The sequence below is a fragment of the Neorhizobium sp. DAR64862/K0K3 genome (assembly GCF_050500185.1).
Classification (GTDB): Bacteria; Pseudomonadota; Alphaproteobacteria; order Rhizobiales; family Rhizobiaceae; genus Neorhizobium; species Neorhizobium soli.
The window spans coordinates 3,106,488-3,124,718 of sequence record NZ_CP191449.1 but is presented as its reverse complement, the minus strand read 5'-3'; the positions used below and the strand labels follow the sequence as shown (position 1 = coordinate 3,124,718).

The window sequence follows — 18,231 nt, the reverse complement described above, 5'->3', positions numbered from 1 at the left end:
CCGAGACAGGACTTGACGAGGCGCCGGCTAAAACAGGCCGGCGCGGCATCTGGGGCTGGATGCTGTTCGACTGGGCGGCACAGCCGTTCTTCACGGTTGTCATCACCTTCATCTTCGGCCCGTATTTCGTCGCGCGCCTCACCGACGACCCGATCTCCGCCCAGACCACCTGGAGCAACATGGCGACGGCATCCTCCGTCGTCATCGCCATCCTGTCTCCGATCCTGGGATCGATCGCCGATCAGTCGGGGGCCAGAAAGCCATGGATCGCAAGCTTTGCACTCATCAAGATCGCAAGCCTCCTCCTGCTGTGGCAGGCCGCTCCCGGCTTGCCGCTTACCCTGCCGGTTACCTGCATCATCCTTGCCTCTATCGCGGCCGAATTTTCGATCGTCTTCAACGATTCCATGATGCCGCGCCTCGTATCCAAGACCGATATCGGCAAGGTTTCGAATATCGCCTGGGGACTGGGTTATCTCGGCGGCATGACCGTGCTGATCGCGGTCGTTGCGCTGCTTGCAGCCAATCCGGAAACGGGCCTGACGCTGATCGGCATTCCGCCGCTGTTCGGTCTTGATCCGACGCTCGGCGAGGACGCCCGCATCACCGGCCCGATCGCGGCGATCTGGTATCTTCTGTTCATCCTGCCGATGTTCTTCTTCACGCCGGATGCCCCGAAAGGGCTGCCTCTCGCAAAGGCCGTCGGCTCCGGCTTCAGCGAACTTGCAGGCACGCTGCGTGAACTTAAGCATCGCCCCGGCATCATCCGTTTCCTGATTGCCCGCATGCTCTATCAGGATGGCGTCAACGGCCTGATCATTCTCGGCGGCACGTTTGCGGCCGCAATGTTCGGCTGGGCGACCATTGAGATCGGCATCTACGGCATCATCCTGAATGTCGTGGCGATCTTCGGTTGTATCGCCGCCGGGGTCCTCGACCGCGTGCTCGGATCAAAGACTGTCGTGGTTACAAGTCTAGTCCTGCTGTTGATCGCAACGCTCGGCATCGTTTCCACCAGCCCGGGTGAGGTCTTCTTCGGCCTGATGCCGCTTTCCATGGAGGATTCAGGCGGTATGTTCGGCACCGCGGCGGAAAAGGCCTACATTCTGTTCGGGCTTCTGATCGGTGCCGCCTTCGGCCCGGTCCAGGCCTCGTCGCGGTCATACCTTGCCCGCAGCATCGATGTGTCGGAGGCCGGCCGCTATTTCGGGATCTACGCGCTGTCGGGACGCGCTACGAGCTTCCTCGCCACGCTGTCGTTTTCCATCGTCACCTATGCAACGGGCTCGGCCCATCTCGGCATGGCGACGCTGACAATCTTTCTCGGCACCGGCCTGATCCTGCTTCTGACCGTGCCCTATCCGGCCGACAGAACGGCCGGATAGAAAGTTCTTAGCCTGGACTAGTGCCGGAAGTGACGCATGCCGGTAAATACCATCGCCACGCCATGCTCGTCGGCGGCCGCAATCACTTCCGCATCGCGCATCGATCCGCCGGGCTGGATGACAGCGGTGGCGCCGGCAGCGATGGCCGACAGCAGACCGTCGGCGAACGGGAAGAAGGCTTCCGATGCGACCGCTGATCCCTTCGTCATCGGCTCGGCCCAGCCCATCGCCTTCGCCGCATCTTCGGCCTTGAGGCCGGCGATGCGGGCGGAATCGATCCGGCTCATCTGGCCGGCGCCGATGCCGGCCGTCTGGCCGTCCTTGGCATAGACGATGGCGTTGGACTTGACGTGCTTTGCCACCTTGTAGGCGAACTTCATGTCTTCAAGCTCGGTCGGCGTCGGTGAACGCTTGCTGACGACCTTCAGATCCACATCCTCGATGACACCGCTGTCGCGGCTCTGCACCAGCAGGCCACCGGCAACGGTCTTTGCCGTGATGCCGCGCGAACGCGGGTCCGGCAGGCCGCCGGTCACCAGCAGGCGCAGGTTCTTCTTGGAAGCGATGATCGCCTTCGCCTCGTCGGAAACCTCGGGCGCGATGATCACTTCGGTAAACAGCTTGACGATCTCTTCCGCCGTCTCGCCGTCGAGCAGCTGGTTGAGCGCGATGATGCCGCCAAAGGCAGACGTGCTGTCGCAGGCAAGCGCCCGCAGATAGGCGTCCTTCAGCGTCGAGCCGGTTGCGACGCCGCAAGGGTTGGCGTGCTTGATGATGGCGCAGGCCGGGCCCTGGTTGGCCGCAAATTCGCCGATCAGCTCGAAAGCGCCGTCGGTATCGTTGATGTTGTTGTAGGAGAGCTGCTTGCCCTGCAGCAGTGTCGCCGTGGCAACGCCGGGGCGGTTCTCGCCGGTCACGTAGAAGCCGGCGCTCTGGTGCGGGTTCTCGCCGTAGCGCATGGCTTCCTTCAGCACGCCGCCGATCGTCCGATAGCTCGGCGTCTCGATCTCGAGCGCTTCGGCGAACCAGTTGGAGATCGCCGTGTCATAGGCTGCGGTGCGGGCATAGGCCTTGGCGGCAAGCTTCTGGCGGAATGCATAGTCCGTCTCGCCGCCATTGGCCTGCAGCGCCTCGATCAGGGCAGGGTAGTCGGAGGGATCGGTGACGATCGTGACGTAGGCATGGTTCTTGGCAGACGCCCTGATCATCGCCGGGCCGCCGATATCGATATTCTCGACCGTCGTCGGATAGTCGCCGCCTGCTGCGCGCACTTCCTCGAACGGATAGAGATTGATGACCGAAAGATCGATGCTCTCGATGCCGTGCTTTTTCATCGCCGCGACATGCTCCTCGTCGTCGCGGATAGCGAGAAGGCCGCCATGCACCGTCGGATGCAGCGTCTTGACGCGACCGTCCATGATCTCAGGAAAGCCCGTGACTTCGGAGACGTCGGTGACGGCAAGACCCGCGGCGGCGATCGCCTTGTGCGTGCCACCGGTGGACAGAAGCTTTACACCCTGCTCGGTCAGCGCTTTCGCGAGCTCGATGATGCCGGCCTTGTCGGAAACGGAAAGAAGCGCTGTGCGGATCTTGACGCGGTCGGGCGCTGGGATTTTCTTGGATGCGACGGCCATCGGTCTCTCCTGAAAGAGGGTGCCACGAAAGGGCTGAAAGGGATTGGCCGCCGGTTAGCACAGCTACCCCTTCAGGGAAACCCTATTCCAACCAGGGCTAGTCGGCCCGACGCAGCATCCAGCGGATTTCGGTGACCTCGGGCAGGGTAAATTCGATCGCCAGCTGCTGGCTCGGGCGAGGGCCGGAAACATCCGCAAAGAAGATGTCCTCGTCGATCATGACCTCGAGGCCCGGCGCTGAAAACAGCCATTTCTCGCCGTCACTCGCCTGCATCACGACGCTTTCCGGGTCGCGCCGCACCAGCCGGATGGCCGGGTGGATGTGAAAGCGGACCACAGCCACCAGTCTTTCGTCACCCGGCTCTTCGCCATCAGGCACGAACAGCCGGTCATGGCCCTTGATCTTGTTGCCGGTCGTGTTGAGGCCAATCTCGCGATGGTAGAGATAGCCGAACTCCTTGAGATACCCGTCATGGGTCGCCCGCAGCCAGTCGTTCCCATGCGCATCGTCGCGTCGGTCGATCGTGACGTCGGAGACGCCGGGAAGCAGGATGGGCCCGGCAAGCTTCGACTTGGCGATCCGGCTCGATGACGTCTCCGACAGCGTCAGCGTCGAATGCGCCGCCGTCGAGCGCGCCATCTTGCGGTGGCCGCGCCCGGAAAATTTCGGTGAGCCTGAATTGACGATAAACCTGTTGCGGCCCGACGAGAGCTCGAAGGCGAGGCAACCGGCATGCGCCGTGCGCGAGAATTCCGGCTCCGACCAGCCGGTATCGACGATCAGCGTCGTGTCCTCGGCCGTCAGCCGGTGATAGTTCATATGCGGCAGCGCCTTGAACGGCTTGCCGCCGCTTTCGTCGTAACGCAGCACCGACATCAGTTCGCTTGCCGGTGTCGCCGTCGCACCGTTGAACAGCGCCAGATCACCATCCTGGTGGCGGAAGAAGCGTAGCGCCGGATAGATCCGGTCGATCGTCGGGATGAGCTTTTGCGGCAGATCGTGACCGAGATTGATATAGGTCTGCCGCAAGGGCAGAAGGTCGAGCAGCGCATCCAGCATCGAGCGCGGATTGCGCGAGAGATGGCCGCCATCGGCCAGGATCTGGAATTCCAGCTCACGATCGAGCCGCGCACCTTCGCGGCGGATGAAGGCCGCCCGTGTGGGCATGGAAACCGACGCCATGGCAAGCGCGATGCGGATACGAAGCCGGGTCTCGTCGGCGGGAATGCAGCCGGCGATCTTGCGCAGGTAGCGCACCTGAAACGCCAGGCTCTTCATGAAGCGGCGGTAGAAGCCGGCCTCCGCGCCCTGCAAGAGGACGGTCGAGTGGGACAGCCATGCGACCACCCGCTCGGCCACGACGCTCGGTTCCCAGCCGATGCCCCTCTGGCGGCGGCCATGCAGCGTGATCCAGTCCGCCACCACGTCACGGGCGTGGTCGCAGGCTTCTTCGGTCTTGTTGGCGCGAACATGCCGCAGCCAGGCAAACGAATGCAGCCGCTCGGCGAACGCCTTGGACGGAAGCTCGACCTGGAACGGCGAGTGACCATAGGTTTCGAGAACCCGGCCGGCCAGCGGATAGCGCCCTTCGAGAATTTCTTCGGCAATGAATGGATCGATCGATCGCAGGTCGGTTGGCGCCACGATCAACCTGTCCGGCACCGGCAGCGGTGTCAGAGCAAGGCGCATGCCGGCGGACCGGCGACACATGCGTCGCCAGATCTCCCGCATGCCGAAGGCAAGAATCCTTCGGCGATCGGCAAGCCGCATCGTCACTTGAGATATTCTCCGCAGGGCCGGATGCTCTCCCCGAGCGCCCGGAATCGATTATGGATCAACCGAAACTATGTAAGGTTATAGTGAATAAAGACTTACCTGACGCGGAGCACGCTCGCGAAGAAGCCATCCATGCCACCGGCAAAGGTCTCATCCCCCGGCAGCATGGCCGGCGTGGTGCGGAATTCACCGAGATCTGAAATCGCGGATTCCAGACCCGGCCAATCGCTGGCGCTGACCGGCTGGCGTTCCAGTGTCGGCGTATCCGCCAGAACCTTCGCCACCAGCTTTTCGCCCTCCAGCGGATCAAGCGAGCAGTTCGAAAACACGATGAGCCCGCCCGGTTTTACCAGCGTCACCGCATGCCGCAGCATACGCTCCTGCAGTACGGCAAGCTTGCCGATATCCTCGGGTCCCTTGGTCCAGAGCACATCGGGATGGCGGCGGGTGGTGCCGGTGGACGAGCAGGGTGCATCGAGCAGCACGCCATCGAGCAACTCGTCCGGCTTGAATTCGAACAGATCGCCGCTCGAGAGCTCCGCCTCGAGACCGAGCCGCGCCAGGTTTTCCTTCAGCCGCGCCAGACGGTTGGCGGATTGCTCGACGGCAATCACGTGCGCGCCGGCAACGACCAGCTGCGCCGTCTTGCCGCCAGGCGCCGCACAGAGATCCGCGATGCGCTTGCCCGTGAGGTCACCGAACAACTGTGCCGGAATGGATGCGGCAACGTCCTGCACCCACCATTCACCGTCCTCGAAGCCCTCGAGAGCCGTCACCGATCCCTGGAAAACCTGCAGGCGGATGCTGCCTGTTGGCAGAAGCTTGCCGCCGAGCTTTTCCGCCCAGCCCTTGGCATCGCTCTTTACCGTCAGATCGATGGCGGCCGGCGTCAGCTGCGCTTCGGCAATCTTGTCGGCCTCGGTCTCGCCGTAGGCGGCAACCAGACGCTTGCGGAACCAGTCCGGCACCGGCGACACCGAAGCGGTGGCGGCGAGGATCTCTTCCTTTTCGCGCACCATCCGCCGCAGAACGGCATTCACCAGCTTGGCGAAGCGACGGTTGCGCGGATCGCGATTGGCCTGCTCGACTGCCAAGTCGACTGCCGCATGCGAGGGAACGTCGAGATGCAGGATCTGCGCTGCGGCGACCACCAGAACATGATGCAGTGATTTTGCCCCATGCGGCAGTGGGGTATCGATCATGGACGAAATCGCCGCTTCGAGCCGCGAAAGATGGCGAAGGGCCGTGGTCAGGATGGCGCGCGTCAGGGCCCGGTCGGCATCTCCCAGCGCCTTGTAGGCCGGGTTGCCATGCGAAAGGTCGAGCATACCATCGAGCGAAATCTTCTTGTCGATGGCCGCGGACAAAAGCTTTGCAGCCGTCATGCGGACCTCGAGCCCAGGCTTTGCCGGTCCGGCGTCTGGGCGAGAGCCTGGCGCATGGGATGTCGGCTTTTCCCGCGCGCCAGTTGATCTGGAAGGCTTGTTGTTTTTCTTATCGTTCAAGACCATGGACCCTTGGGCGGTTCGTTCGAACTGCGGCCCCACCGGCTGTCGGAGCCGGAATTCGGAACGGAGCGCGCGCTTCGCTGCGGTCTAGCAGCCGAAGACTGCCCCGTCGAGCCACCGCCGCCGATGTCCCCCCGGAACTCACCGGCCATCTGCTGAAGAGCTGCGATCCGGTTGTCCGTATTCGGATGGGTCGAGAACAGGTTATCCATCCGCTCGCCCGAAAGCGGGTTGATGATGAACATATGCGCCGTCGCCGGGTTGCGCTCCGCCTCATAATTCGGAACCTGCCGCGCCGTGCCGGCGATCTTGGAGAGTGCGGAGGCCAGCGCCAACGGCTTGCCGCAGATCTCGGCGCCACGACGGTCGGCCGAATATTCGCGGGTCCGGCTGATCGCCATCTGCACCAGCATCGCCGCAAAGGGCGCAACGACCATGGCAACGATCACGCCGATAAAACCGAGCGGATTGCTGTTGTTTCCGCGATTGCCACCGAACAGAAACGCGAAGTTGCCAAGCATGGAAATCGCACCAGCAAGTGTCGCTGTGATCGTCATGATCAGCGTGTCGCGGTTTTGCACATGCGCGAGCTCATGCGCCATGACGCCAGCCACTTCGTCATGCGTCAGGCTTTGCAACAGACCGGTCGAGGCGGCAACGGCTGCGTTTTCCGGATTGCGGCCGGTCGCGAACGCATTCGGCTGCGGGTTGTCATAAATATAGACCTTCGGCATCGGCAGGCCCGCATTGGCCGCGAGAGATTGCACCATCAGGTAAAATTCCGGCGCCGACTGCGCATTCACTTCCTGCGCATGATAGGCCGAAAGCACCATCTTGTCGGAGTTCCAGTAGGAAAACAGGTTCATGCCGGCCGCGATCACAAGCGCGATCATCATCCCGCCCTTGCCTCCGATCAGAAAGCCGATGCCCATGAACAAGGCCGTCATGAAGGCCAGAAGCATGGCGGTGCGCATCACATTCATCGTCATATCTCCCGTTGCCAATTCGACCGTCTAGGCTTTTCGAAACCTTGAGAACGCCCTATAATGTGGTGAATTCGCTCAGACTTTCAATAAACCATCCGGTGAATGAAATGCAGACGCCCGACAACGACAACAGCGAAACGCAGATCGAGACCGCAGCGCCGAGCAAACCACTCTCGCCCGCTGCCCAGCGCGCGCTGAAGGAAGCCGAGGAGCGCCGGCAGGCAGCAGCAAAGACGGACACGCCAGAAGAATTCGGCGGCCGCGGCGGCGCCGATCCCTCCCGGTTCGGCGACTGGGAAATCAACGGCCGCGCCATCGATTTTTAAGCTACCGAGCCGTAAGCAAATATTCCTATTGACTTCAGTCAATGATCGGAATTTATTCCTTTCATGGTCAGATATCTCGTGCTCATTGCTGTTCTCCTCGGAGCCCCTGCGGCTGAGGCGACAGCGCGCGAAGAAATCTCCGGACCGGTTGCTGCCGAGATTCTGCGCGTCATCGATGGCGATACGATTCTGGTCGCGGCCCGTCCTTGGCCGCAGCAGACGGTGGAAGTCTATGTCCGCATCCGCGGCATCGATGCGCCGGAGCTGAAGTCGAAGTGCCATTCCGTCCGGCAGGCCGGTGGCGACGCGCGACAGGCGCTGGAAGCATTGACGCAGGCGTCCGGCACGATCCAGCTCGTCAACATTTCCGGAGACAAGTATTTCGGCCGCATCGTCGCTGACGTCGTCCTGCCAGATGGCCGCAGCGCCAGCTCGGACCTGCTTCTGGCAGGACTGGTTCAACCCTATGACGGCGGCCGCAAGATGGTGCCAGTGTGTGATGACTGAGCCTGTATTGGCCGCTTGGACTAATACGCAGATATTCGTTGAAATGCGTGGGATGCCATCGCTGACATCCCCACGCGTGTGATCGGATCAATCCGACCTGTTCTGCCGGTTGGCGATCAGATCGTCCACCACGCCTGGATCGGCGAGTGTCGACGTATCGCCAAGCGCACCGAAATCATCCTCGGCAATCTTGCGCAGAATACGTCGCATGATCTTGCCGGATCTGGTCTTGGGCAGGCCCGGCGAGAACTGGATCTTGTCCGGTGCCGCGATCGGGCCGATCTCCTGGCGCACATGCTTTACCAGTTGCTGGCGAAGCTCTTCCGTGCCCTCGTTGCCGGCCATCAGCGTCACGTAGCAATAGATGCCTTGGCCCTTGATGTTGTGCGGATAGCCGACCACGGCTGCCTCCGACACGAGATTGTGCGACACCAGCGCCGATTCCACTTCCGCCGTGCCGAGACGATGGCCGGAGACGTTGAGCACGTCGTCGACGCGGCCGGTGATCCAGTAATAGCCGTCCTCGTCACGCCGGCAGCCGTCGCCGGTGAAGTACTTCCCCTTGTAGGTGGTGAAATACGCCTCGACGAAACGGTCATGATCGCCGTACAGCGTGCGCATCTGGCCCGGCCAGCTGTCGATGATGCAGAGATTGCCGTCTGCAGCCCCTTCGAGAACATTGCCTTCGTTATCCACCAGCTGCGGCTGCACGCCGAAGAAGGGTTTCGTGGCCGAACCCGGCTTGAGCGCTGTGGCACCCGGCAAAGGCGTGATCATGTGGCCGCCGGTTTCCGTTTGCCACCAGGTATCGACGATCGGGCAGCGCTTGTTGCCGACCACTTCGTGATACCAGTTCCAGGCCTCCGGATTGATCGGCTCGCCGACCGTTCCAAGCAAGCGCAGGCTGGCCCGCGACGACCGCGTCACGAACTCGTCACCGGCCCCCATCAGCGAACGGATGGCTGTCGGCGCCGTGTAGAAGATGTTGACCTTGTGCTTGTCGACGATTTCCCAAAACCGGCCCTGATCGGGGAAATTCGGCACGCCTTCGAACATCAGCGTTGTCGCGCAGTTCGCGAGCGGCCCGTAGACCAGGTACGAATGCCCGGTCACCCAGCCCACATCGGCCGTGCACCAGTAGATATCCCCGTCATGGTAATCGAACGTGTATTCATGCGTCATCGCCGCATAGACGAGATAGCCGCCGGTCGTGTGTAGAACGCCTTTCGGCTTGCCGGTGGAACCGGACGTGTAGAGGATGAACAGCGGGTCTTCCGCCTTCATCTTCACCGGTTCGCAATGCTCCTTCACGGTGGCGATTTCCTGGTGATACCAGAGGTCGCGGCCGGGCGCCCAGTTCGTCTTGCCGCCGGTACGGCGGACCACCAGGACCTTGTTGACCGTGACATACTGCTTGGCCGCGATGCGGATGGCAGTATCGGTATTTTCCTTGAGCGGCACCGGTTTTCCGCCGCGCACGCCCTCGTCGCAGGTGATCACGAATGTCGACTGGCAGTCGATGATGCGGCCGGCCAGCGCTTCCGGCGAAAATCCGCCGAACACGACCGAATGGACCGCGCCGATGCGGGCACAGGCCAGCATCGCATAGGCCGCCTCCGGGATCATCGGCATGTAGATCGTCACCCGGTCGCCCTTCTTGACGCCGTGCTTCTTCAGCACGTTCGCCATGCGGCACACCTGGTCGTAGAGCTGATTGTAGGTGATCTTCTTGTCGATATACGGGTTGTCGCCTTCCCAGATGATCGCAGTGCGCTCGCCATGCGTCTTCAGGTGTCGATCGATGCAATTATAGGAAACGTTGGTCTGGCCGTCCTCGAACCATTTGATCGAGACCTTTCCCTTGAACGAGGTATTTTTCACCTTGGTGAAAGGCTTGAACCAGTCGATCCGCTTGCCGTGCTTGCCCCAGAACTTGTCCGGGTTTTCAATGCTTTCCTCATACCACTTGTCATACTTGTCCTTGTCGATGAGCGCCTTTGCCTTGGTGGCTTTTTCGACCGGATAGATTTTTTCGGACATGTGCTCCTCCCTGCTTTGACCCATATCTAACACTTGGAACATGGGCCGCAATTAGACAAAGGGTAAGGTGCTGGACGATTTGCAATTCCGACGCAAATCGAATATAGGGCAATAAATTCCCGGAAATTGTGGTTGATACCCACGCCCGCGACACCGGCGCGGACGGACAGAGGAACTATATCTATGGCTCAAACACTGCTCATGCCGAAAGCGACAGCCGTCTGGCTCGTCGACAACACCGCGCTTTCGTTCGACCAGATCGCCCAGTTCTGCAAACTTCACCCGCTTGAGGTGAAGGCGATTGCAGACGGCGAAGCAGCGCAGGGTATCAAGGGCCTCGACCCGATCGCCACCGGCCAGCTGTCGCGCGACGAGATCGAACGCGCTGAGAAAGACATCAATCACAAGCTCAAGCTTTCCGAGCCGAAGGTTCGCGTTCCAGAATCCAAGCGCCGCGGCCCGCGTTACACGCCGGTCTCCAAGCGCCAGGATCGCCCCAACGCCATTCTCTGGCTGGTGCGCAATCACGCGGAACTGAAGGACGCGCAGATTTCGCGCCTCGTCGGCACCACCAAGTCGACCATCGAGCAGATCCGCGAGCGCACCCACTGGAACGCCGCAAACCTCGCGCCGATGGACCCGGTCACGCTCGGCCTCTGCAGCCAGATCGATCTCGATCTTGAAGTCGAGAAGGCCTCGAAGGGTCGTCCGCTGCCAACCGCTGCCGAACTGGGTGCATCGCTGCAGCCGGCGGCAGAAGCAGAAAACATCGGCTTCAGCGGTTTCCGCAGCGAACGCGAGGAAGAAAAAGAGAAGGAAATCGATGCGAACGCCGTGTTCGCCAAGCTTTCCTCCCTCAAGTCGACCCGCAAGGAAGACGACGAGGAAGACGACGGCCGCTTCTAAGCCGCGATCTTCGCGATACGAATTTAAGAAAGCCCTGGGCCACCGCCCGGGGCTATTTGGGCCCTCAGTCGCCAGCCTACGTGTCGCCTGTGCGCGCCACAGCCGGCCCGCCCCCTCCATAGCCCTTGGCGGCAAGCGCGTCTGTCACCGCATCCAGTGCGCCCGGATCCTCGATAGTAGCAGGCATGGTCCAGGGCATCCCGTCCGCGATCTTCTGCATCGTTCCCCGCAGGATTTTGCCCGAGCGTGTCTTGGGAAGCTTCGGCACGATCATGACCGTCTTGAACGCCGCAACCGGGCCGATCTGCGAGCGCACCATTTCTGCGACTTCCGACGAGATCTTCTCCGTTTCCCGTGAAACATTGTGCTTCAGGACAAGGAAGCCGCAGGGGATCTGCCCCTTCACCGTATCGCTGATGCCGATCACGGCGCATTCCGCCACATCAGGATGTTTCGCGCAGACCTCTTCCATCGAACCGGTCGAGAGACGATGCCCGGCGCAGTTGATGATGTCGTCGGTGCGGGCCATCACGAAGACATAGCCGTCCTCGTCGATCACGCCTGCATCCGCGGTCGTATAGTACCCGGGGAAGGTGCTGAGACAGGTCTCGCGGAAACGCTCATCTGCGCTCCAGAAGGTCGGCAGGCATCCGGGCGGCAGCGGCAGCCGGATGGCGAGATTGCCGAGCGTGCCCGCCGGCACGGGCACTCCGGAATCGTCGAGAACATCGATGGCGTAGCCGGGCATCGGTCGTGTCGGAGATCCGTGCTTGAACGGCATCAGCCCGAGACCCATCGGATTGGCGGCGATTGGCCAGCCGGTCTCGGTCTGCCACCAGTGGTCGATGACGGGAACTTTCAGCTTCTGCTCCGCCCATTTGAGCGTTTCCGGATCGGCCCTTTCGCCAGCCAGAAACAGGGCTCTCAAACCCTGGAGATCGTAACGCCCGATAAGCTCGCCGTCCGGGTCCTCCCGCCGGATCGCCCGGAACGCCGTCGGCGCGGTAAAGAAGACCTTGACGTCATGGTCGGCGATGACCCGCCAGAAGGTCCCCGCATGCGGCGTCCCCACTGGTTTGCCCTCGAAGATGACGCTGGTACAGCCGGCAAGCAGCGGCGCGTAGACGATATAGGAATGACCGACCACCCAACCGATATCAGACGCGGTCCAGAACACGTCGCCCGGCTTTATCCCGAAAATGTTCGGCATGCTCCAGGCGAGCGCCACCATGTACCCGCCATTGTCTCGCACCACGCCCTTCGGCTTTCCCGTCGTACCGGATGTGTAGAGAATGTAGAGCGGATCGGTGGCTTTGACCGCCACGCAGTCGATATCCCGGCCGCGCGCCTTGCCGACCACATCAGCAAAATCGAGCTCACCCTTTTCGGGCCTGAGCTGCGCTATGAGTTCCGGCCGCTGCACGATGAGACAATGCTCGGGCTTGACGGCCGCGAGCTCGATTGCCTTGTCGAGAAGCGGCTTGTAGGCGACGACCCGACCGGGCTCCAGTCCGCAGCTCGCCGAGATCACCAGTTTCGCCTGTGAATCGTTCAGCCGTGCTGCCAGTTCCTGGGCCGCGAAACCGCCGAACACGACGGAATGCACAGCGCCGATCCGCGCGCAGGCGAGCATCGAGAAGATCGCTTCCGGCACCATCGGCATGTAGATGACGACCCGGTCGCCGTAACCGACGCCGAGATCGCGCATCACAGTCGCAATCGCCTTCACCTCCGCCAGAACCTCGGCATAGGTGAAGGACCGTTGCGCACCGGTCATCGCGCTGTCGTGGATAAAAGCCAGCCGATCGCCGTTGCCAGCCGCGACATGACGGTCGAGGCAATTGTAGCAGGTGTTGGTTTCACCTCCCACGAACCATCGGCCATAGACACCGGCATTGGCATCAAAGACCGCGTCCGGTTCCCTGAACCAGTCGATCGCCTTTGACGCGGACTTCCAGAAGGCCTCGGGATTGTTTTCCCAGCTGCTGTAAACGTCGAAATATTGGCTTTGCATCTGTACCTCCCAACACAACCGCATAGCCTGATCGTGCGAGTGTAGGGGAGGGATGATCGGCCGGGAAGCCCGACCAACGGGTTAGACTTCAGCGCGTGCCGAAGATCGCCGAACCGACGCGAACGCTGGTGGCGCCGAATTCCACCGCCGTCTCGAAATCGCCGGACATGCCCATGGAAAGCTTCTCCACGCCGCATTCTTTGGCGAGCTTGGCCAGAAGCGCAAAATGCGGTCCCGGATTTTCATCCGCCGGCGGAATGCACATCAGCCCTTCCACAGCGAGCCCCAGTTCGTTGCGGCAAAGCTCGACGAACACCACCGTCTCTTTCGGCTCGATGCCGGCCTTTTGCGGTTCGAGCCCGGTATTCACCTGCACATAGAGCTTTGGCGACTTGCCCTGCTTGCCCATTTCCACGGCCAGCGCTCTCGCAATCTTCTCGCGGTCCACCGTTTCGATCACGTCGAACAGAGCCACCGCATCGGCCGCCTTGTTGGACTGCAGCGGACCGATCAGATGAAGCACGATGCCGGGCGTTTCCGCCTTCAGCTCCGGCCACTTGCCCTGGCTCTCCTGCACCCGGTTTTCCCCGAACACACGCTGGCCGACGGCGATCACCGGCCGGATGTCGTCCGCATCGAATGTCTTGGAGACAGCGACAAGCGAGACGGAGCCCGCGGAGCGATTGGCCGTCTCTTCCGCCTTGCCGATCCTTGTCCTGACTTCCTGGAGCCGTTGTTCGACGCTCATTGTCCGTGACCTTTCGCTATTCTTGTGATGCAAGCGATTAAAGCCCATATGAGGCTCTGCCAAGGGCATGTCCCATCAAAGTTTGGCACGCGGCAGGCCTCAAAAACTTGACGCTTGCGGCCATTCATGGTGAAGGTCTGCCCGACTCCTATATCCTGATTTCCCGGAATATCATCCAGATGGCGACTGAACGTTACAACCCGCGCGATGCCGAACCCCGTTGGCAGCAGACCTGGAACGAGGCGAAGGTTTTCGAAACCGACAATGCCGATCCGCGGGAAAAGTATTACGTCCTCGAGATGTTCCCCTATCCGTCCGGCCGCATTCACATGGGCCACGTGCGCAATTATGCGATGGGTGACGTTGTTGCCCGCTACAAGCGCGCCCGCGGCTTCAACGTTCTGCATCCCATGGGCTGGGACGCGTTCGGCATGCCGGCCGAAAACGCCGCGCGTGACAACAAGACCCACCCGAAGGCCTGGACCTATCAGAACATCGAATCCATGAAGAAGCAGCTGAAGGCAATGGGCCTTTCGCTGGACTGGTCACGCGAGTTCGCCACTTGCGACGTGGAATATTACCAGCAGCAGCAGCACCTGTTCCTCGACATGATGGAAAAGGGCCTGGTCTATCGGAAGCAATCCAAGGTCAACTGGGATCCGGTCGACCAGACGGTTCTGGCCAACGAGCAGGTGATCGACGGTCGCGGCTGGCGCTCCGGCGCTCTGGTAGATCAGCGCGAGCTGGTGCAGTGGTTCTTCAAGATCACCGATTTCAGCCAGGATCTGCTCGACGAATTGGATAACCTCGATCAGTGGCCTGAAAAGGTCCGGCTGATGCAGAAGAACTGGATCGGCCGCTCCGAAGGCATGAGCCTGCGCTGGGAAATCGTGACGGACACCGCACCTGCGGGCGTCGATAAGGACGTGACGGTCTATACGACCCGTCCGGACACGCTGTTCGGCGCCTCGTTCCTCGCCATCGCTGCCGATCATCCGCTGGCGAAGGCCGCGGCTGCGAACAACCCCGAGATCGAAGCCTTCGCCGAGGAATGCCGCCGTCAGGGGACATCCCTTGCTGCGCTGGAAACGGCCGAGAAAAAGGGCATAGACACCGGCGTCCGCGTCCGCCATCCGCTCGATCCTTCGTGGGAACTGCCGGTCTATGTCGCGAACTTTGTGCTGATGGAATACGGCACGGGCGCCATCTTTGGCTGCCCGGCCGGCGACCAGCGCGACCTGGATTTCGCCCGCAAATACGATCTGCCGGTCGTTGCCGTCGTGATGCCCGAAGATGGTGATGCCGCCACGTTCGAGATCGGCGATACCGCTTTCGTCGATGACGGCGTGATGATCAACTCCCGCTTCCTGGACGGCAAGTCCACGGATGAGGCGTTTCAGATCATTGCCGACAAGCTGTCCGAACAGACACTGGGAAATGCACCGCAGGGCGAGCGCAAGGTGAACTTCCGCCTGCGCGACTGGGGTATTTCCCGCCAGCGCTACTGGGGTTGCCCAATCCCTGTCATCCATTGCGAAGTCTGCGGCGTCGTGCCGGTGCCGAAGAAGGACCTGCCGGTACAGTTGCCCGACGACGTCACCTTCGACCTGCCGGGCAACCCGCTCGATCGCCACCCGACCTGGCGCCATGTCAGCTGCCCGAAATGCGGCCACGATGCCCGTCGCGAGACGGACACGATGGATACGTTCGTCGATTCCAGCTGGTATTTCACCCGCTTTACAGCCCCGTGGCTGAACGAGCCGACAAACCCTGCCGTTGCCGATCGCTGGTTGCCTGTCGATCAGTATATCGGCGGCATTGAGCACGCGATCCTGCATCTGCTCTATTCGCGCTTCTTCACCCGCGCTATGCGCGAGACCGGCCATGTGGCCGTGAAGGAACCCTTCAAGGGCCTGTTCACGCAGGGCATGGTCGTTCATGAGACCTACCGTCTCGGCGGTTCTGGCCAGAACGGTGAATGGGTTGCTCCTGCCGATATTCGCATCGAGGAAGTCGACGGCAAACGCAGCGCGACGCTTTTGGCTGGTGGTGCTGATGTCACCATCGGCTCGATCGAAAAGATGTCGAAGTCGAAGAAGAATGTCGTCGATCCCGATGACATCATCGCATCCTACGGCGCCGATACGGCCCGCTTCTTCGTTCTCTCCGATAGCCCGCCGGATCGCGACGTGATCTGGTCGGAAGCTGGCGTCGAAGGTGCCTACCGCTTCACCCAGCGCCTCTGGCGCCTGATCTCGGAAGCCGCCGACAACCTGAAGACGGTCGATCCGACTCCGGCTAAGGATGGCGATGGACTGGCAATCTCGCAGCTTGCTCACAAGACGCTGCAGGCCGTGCAGGGCGATCTCGACAAGCTGTCCTTCAACAAGGCCGTGGCTCGCATCTACGAACTGGTCAACGCGCTTGCAGCGCCGCTCACCGATGTCGCAGCCGGCAAGGGCGACGCCGCTTACCGTGCCGCTGTTCGCAACGCCTCGGAAATCCTGATCCAGATCGTCGCGCCAATGACGCCGCATCTGGCCGAGGAATGTTGGGCTGTGCTCGGCAATGGCGAGATGGTATCGAGAACCGCCTGGCCACAGTTCGACCAGGCTCTCGTCGTCGAAAACGACGTCACGATGCCGGTCCAGATCAACGGCAAGAAGCGCGCCGAATTGACAATCGCGCGCGACGCGGATCAAACTGCCGTCGAGGCTGCAGCCCTCGCACTCGACGTGGTAAAAGCCGCTCTCGATGGCAAGCCACCGAAGAAGATCATCGTCGTCCCACAGAGGATCGTGAACATTGTTGCCTGATCGTTCATTCCGCCGCTTTGGCATCGCACTTGGCGTCGTCGGCCTTGCCCTTCTGGCGGGATGCCAGGCACGGCCTCTGTATTCCCAACAGGAAGGCACCGGGCAGAAGCTGGCATCCGTGGAGTTTGCGGATCCGAAAACCCGTATCGAGCAGGTGATCCGCAACAATCTCGTCTTCCTCACCGGTCATGGTACAGGCGAGACCGCGCATCCGCTCTACGAAGTAAAGATGACGGCCACGAGCTCCGCCTCGAGCATTCTAGACCTTACCAGCGACGATGACACCGTGTCTGTCAGCAACATCCCTGTTGCCGGCCGCGTTCAGGTGGATGTCACCTATACGCTGACCCGTATCAGCGACAGCAAGATCCTGAAATCGGCCAAGCGCGAAGTTGTCGCCTTGATCGATGTCCCGGGACAGAGCTTTGCAAAATTGCGCGCAATCCGCGACGCTGAAAACCGTGCTGCCCGCGAGACAGCCGAGTTCCTGCGTGGTGAAATCGCCATTGCCCTTGCCCGCGAGCCCCAGTCGCCTCCCGTATGGCAGAAATAAAATCCCACGAGTTCGACCGGTTTCTTGACAAGTCGGTCGGCCTCTACAAGATCTTCGTCATCTATGGGCCAGATCGCGGGCTCGTTTCCGAGCGGGCTGCGCAGATCGCAGCCAAGACCGGTGTCGCGCAGGACGACCCATTCGCGATGCTCAAGCTGGATGTATCCGATCTCCAGGGCGATCCCGGCCGTCTGCTTGATGAGGTCAACTCACTCGGCCTTTTCGGAGGCGCCAAGCTCGTCTGGCTCCGTGGCGCAATGAACGAGAAGCCGCTGATGGATGCCATGCAGGCGCTCGCCAAGGATGAGCCTCCCGCCAATATCTTAATCATCGAGGCTGGTGACCTGAAGAAGGGCAGCGGCCTTCGCAAGGTGGTGGAGCCGGTCCGCTCCATCGCCGTCATTCCCTGCTATGCGGACGATGCACGCGCGCTTGCTGGCCTGATCGATACGGAACTGTCGGCCGAAGGCCTCACCATCAGCGGCGCTGCCCGCCAGCGCCTGATGGAGCTTCTCGGCGGCGATCGAATCGCATCCCGCAATGAGGTGAAGAAGCTGGCGCTCTATTGTCGCGGTGCGGGGACTGTTACCGAAGATCACGTCGATGAAATCATCGGCGATGCGAGCAGCGTCTCCGCGGACGAGGCCGTCGACGCCATTCTCTCCGGGGACGTAGCGTCTCTTCAGCGCGCTTTTCAGAAGGTGTTGGTATCCAAGACGCCGATCTTTCTGATCCTGCAATCCTGCCTCAGACAGTTCCAGTTGCTGGATGTGATGCGGGCGGAAATGGACGACAAGAAGCTGCAGGCCGCACAGGTCATGATGACGCTCGGCCGCCATATCCATTTCAAGCGCAAGCCGATTATCGAAAAGGCGCTGCGATCCTGGACCGCGGCGGCACTTGCCCGCGAAACCGAGCGCCTGCAGGCGGCCGTCCTTCAGTCCCGGCAAAGACAAAGTCTCGAGCCCAGCATCGCCTTCCACAGCCTGATGGCAATCGCGATACAGTCGTCGCGATATCGCTGAAGACGA

At 61.4% G+C, this 18,231-nt stretch carries 14 protein-coding genes; 7 read left to right on the top strand and 7 right to left on the bottom strand.

Translation table 11 applies throughout. The features are described from left to right. Positions 1 to 59: 59 nt before the first annotated feature. Positions 60 to 1,385 carry an MFS transporter gene (locus tag ACQY1L_RS15150; RefSeq protein WP_430243991.1) on the top strand — a complete coding sequence of 442 codons (1,326 nt, stop codon included), beginning with the start codon at positions 60 to 62 and terminating at the stop codon, positions 1,383 to 1,385. Between the two features lie 17 nt (positions 1,386 to 1,402). On the opposite strand, the gene purH is transcribed toward ACQY1L_RS15150, so the two are convergent. From purH to htpX, 4 genes are all read right to left on the bottom strand, one after another. Next, a complete protein-coding gene (purH, locus tag ACQY1L_RS15145; protein WP_430241555.1) occupies positions 1,403 to 3,019 on the bottom strand; it encodes a bifunctional phosphoribosylaminoimidazolecarboxamide formyltransferase/IMP cyclohydrolase in 1,617 nt (538 codons plus the stop codon). Positions 3,020 to 3,116: 97 nt separating this feature from the next. Further along, positions 3,117 to 4,790 (bottom strand): heparinase II/III family protein, encoded by a 1,674-nt coding sequence (locus ACQY1L_RS15140; protein WP_430243989.1) that lies wholly within the window; start codon positions 4,788 to 4,790, stop codon positions 3,117 to 3,119. 101 nt (positions 4,791 to 4,891) lie between these two features. Then, positions 4,892 to 6,307 carry an RsmB/NOP family class I SAM-dependent RNA methyltransferase gene (locus tag ACQY1L_RS15135; RefSeq protein WP_430241553.1) on the bottom strand — a complete coding sequence of 472 codons (1,416 nt, stop codon included), beginning with the start codon at positions 6,305 to 6,307 and terminating at the stop codon, positions 4,892 to 4,894. Further along, the gene (htpX, locus tag ACQY1L_RS15130; protein WP_430241551.1) at positions 6,298 to 7,287 is read right to left on the bottom strand and encodes a zinc metalloprotease HtpX; all 990 of its coding nucleotides are present in this window, start codon (positions 7,285 to 7,287) and stop codon (positions 6,298 to 6,300) included. Before htpX ends, ACQY1L_RS15135 begins: the two co-directional genes overlap by 10 nt. Before the next feature lie 110 nt (positions 7,288 to 7,397). Here htpX and ACQY1L_RS15125 point away from each other — a divergent pair, with 110 nt between their 5' ends. Both ACQY1L_RS15125 and ACQY1L_RS15120 read left to right on the top strand, forming a co-directional pair. Continuing rightward, the gene (locus ACQY1L_RS15125; RefSeq protein ID WP_325265612.1) at positions 7,398 to 7,616 is read left to right on the top strand and encodes a DUF1674 domain-containing protein; all 219 of its coding nucleotides are present in this window, start codon (positions 7,398 to 7,400) and stop codon (positions 7,614 to 7,616) included. A 63-nt stretch (positions 7,617 to 7,679) separates the two neighbouring features. Next, positions 7,680 to 8,123 (top strand): thermonuclease family protein, encoded by a 444-nt coding sequence (locus tag ACQY1L_RS15120; RefSeq protein WP_430241549.1) that lies wholly within the window; start codon positions 7,680 to 7,682, stop codon positions 8,121 to 8,123. Positions 8,124 to 8,210: 87 nt separating this feature from the next. Here the strand turns inward: ACQY1L_RS15120 and acs are convergent, their stop codons facing one another. Further along, positions 8,211 to 10,163: an acetate--CoA ligase gene (acs, locus tag ACQY1L_RS15115; RefSeq protein WP_062577075.1), complete on the bottom strand. Its 1,953-nt coding sequence runs from the start codon at positions 10,161 to 10,163 to the stop codon at positions 8,211 to 8,213. A 183-nt stretch (positions 10,164 to 10,346) separates the two neighbouring features. On the opposite strand from acs, the gene ACQY1L_RS15110 reads away from it, so the two are divergent. Next, positions 10,347 to 11,069, top strand: a complete 723-nt coding sequence (locus ACQY1L_RS15110) for a DUF1013 domain-containing protein (protein WP_430241547.1) — start codon at positions 10,347 to 10,349, stop codon at positions 11,067 to 11,069. Between the two features lie 76 nt (positions 11,070 to 11,145). Here ACQY1L_RS15110 and ACQY1L_RS15105 read toward each other — a convergent pair whose 3' ends face one another. Together ACQY1L_RS15105 and ACQY1L_RS15100 are read right to left on the bottom strand one after the other, a co-directional pair. Beyond that, complete coding sequence (locus tag ACQY1L_RS15105) at positions 11,146 to 13,083, bottom strand: AMP-binding protein (RefSeq protein ID WP_430261884.1); 1,938 nt, start codon at positions 13,081 to 13,083, stop codon at positions 11,146 to 11,148. A gap of 88 nt (positions 13,084 to 13,171) precedes the next feature. Continuing rightward, on the bottom strand, positions 13,172 to 13,831 hold the full coding sequence (locus ACQY1L_RS15100) for a YggS family pyridoxal phosphate-dependent enzyme (protein ID WP_430241543.1): 660 nt from the start codon (positions 13,829 to 13,831) through the stop codon (positions 13,172 to 13,174). Positions 13,832 to 14,010: 179 nt separating this feature from the next. Between ACQY1L_RS15100 and leuS the strand changes: the two genes are divergently transcribed. The 3 genes from leuS to holA are packed head-to-tail and all read left to right on the top strand — an operon-like array spanning position 14,011 to position 18,225. Next, a complete protein-coding gene (leuS, locus tag ACQY1L_RS15095) occupies positions 14,011 to 16,647 on the top strand; it encodes a leucine--tRNA ligase (protein WP_430241541.1) in 2,637 nt (878 codons plus the stop codon). Beyond that, positions 16,640 to 17,200, top strand: a complete 561-nt coding sequence (locus tag ACQY1L_RS15090; protein WP_430241539.1) for a hypothetical protein — start codon at positions 16,640 to 16,642, stop codon at positions 17,198 to 17,200. The genes leuS and ACQY1L_RS15090 overlap by 8 nt, the downstream gene beginning before the upstream one ends. Further along, on the top strand, positions 17,188 to 18,225 hold the full coding sequence (gene holA, locus ACQY1L_RS15085; RefSeq protein WP_430241537.1) for a DNA polymerase III subunit delta: 1,038 nt from the start codon (positions 17,188 to 17,190) through the stop codon (positions 18,223 to 18,225). The genes ACQY1L_RS15090 and holA overlap by 13 nt, the downstream gene beginning before the upstream one ends. Positions 18,226 to 18,231: the final 6 nt, after the last annotated feature.

What these genes read in the sequence shown, in the direction of transcription:
- ACQY1L_RS15150 (WP_430243991.1), top strand. Translation starts at nt 60, where the DNA reads ATGCTGTTCGACTGGGCGGCACAGCCGTTCTTCACGGTTGTCATCACC.
- ACQY1L_RS15140 (WP_430243989.1), bottom strand. Translation starts at nt 4,790, where the DNA reads ATGCGGCTTGCCGATCGCCGAAGGATTCTTGCCTTCGGCATGCGGGAG.
- acs (WP_062577075.1), bottom strand. Translation starts at nt 10,163, where the DNA reads ATGTCCGAAAAAATCTATCCGGTCGAAAAAGCCACCAAGGCAAAGGCG.
- holA (WP_430241537.1), top strand. Translation starts at nt 17,188, where the DNA reads ATGGCAGAAATAAAATCCCACGAGTTCGACCGGTTTCTTGACAAGTCG.
- purH (WP_430241555.1), bottom strand. Translation starts at nt 3,019, where the DNA reads ATGGCCGTCGCATCCAAGAAAATCCCAGCGCCCGACCGCGTCAAGATC.
- leuS (WP_430241541.1), top strand. Translation starts at nt 14,011, where the DNA reads ATGGCGACTGAACGTTACAACCCGCGCGATGCCGAACCCCGTTGGCAG.
- ACQY1L_RS15105 (WP_430261884.1), bottom strand. Translation starts at nt 13,083, where the DNA reads ATGCAAAGCCAATATTTCGACGTTTACAGCAGCTGGGAAAACAATCCC.
- ACQY1L_RS15125 (WP_325265612.1), top strand. Translation starts at nt 7,398, where the DNA reads ATGCAGACGCCCGACAACGACAACAGCGAAACGCAGATCGAGACCGCA.
- ACQY1L_RS15100 (WP_430241543.1), bottom strand. Translation starts at nt 13,831, where the DNA reads ATGAGCGTCGAACAACGGCTCCAGGAAGTCAGGACAAGGATCGGCAAG.
- ACQY1L_RS15135 (WP_430241553.1), bottom strand. Translation starts at nt 6,307, where the DNA reads ATGGTCTTGAACGATAAGAAAAACAACAAGCCTTCCAGATCAACTGGC.
- ACQY1L_RS15120 (WP_430241549.1), top strand. Translation starts at nt 7,680, where the DNA reads ATGGTCAGATATCTCGTGCTCATTGCTGTTCTCCTCGGAGCCCCTGCG.
- ACQY1L_RS15110 (WP_430241547.1), top strand. Translation starts at nt 10,347, where the DNA reads ATGGCTCAAACACTGCTCATGCCGAAAGCGACAGCCGTCTGGCTCGTC.
- htpX (WP_430241551.1), bottom strand. Translation starts at nt 7,287, where the DNA reads ATGAATGTGATGCGCACCGCCATGCTTCTGGCCTTCATGACGGCCTTG.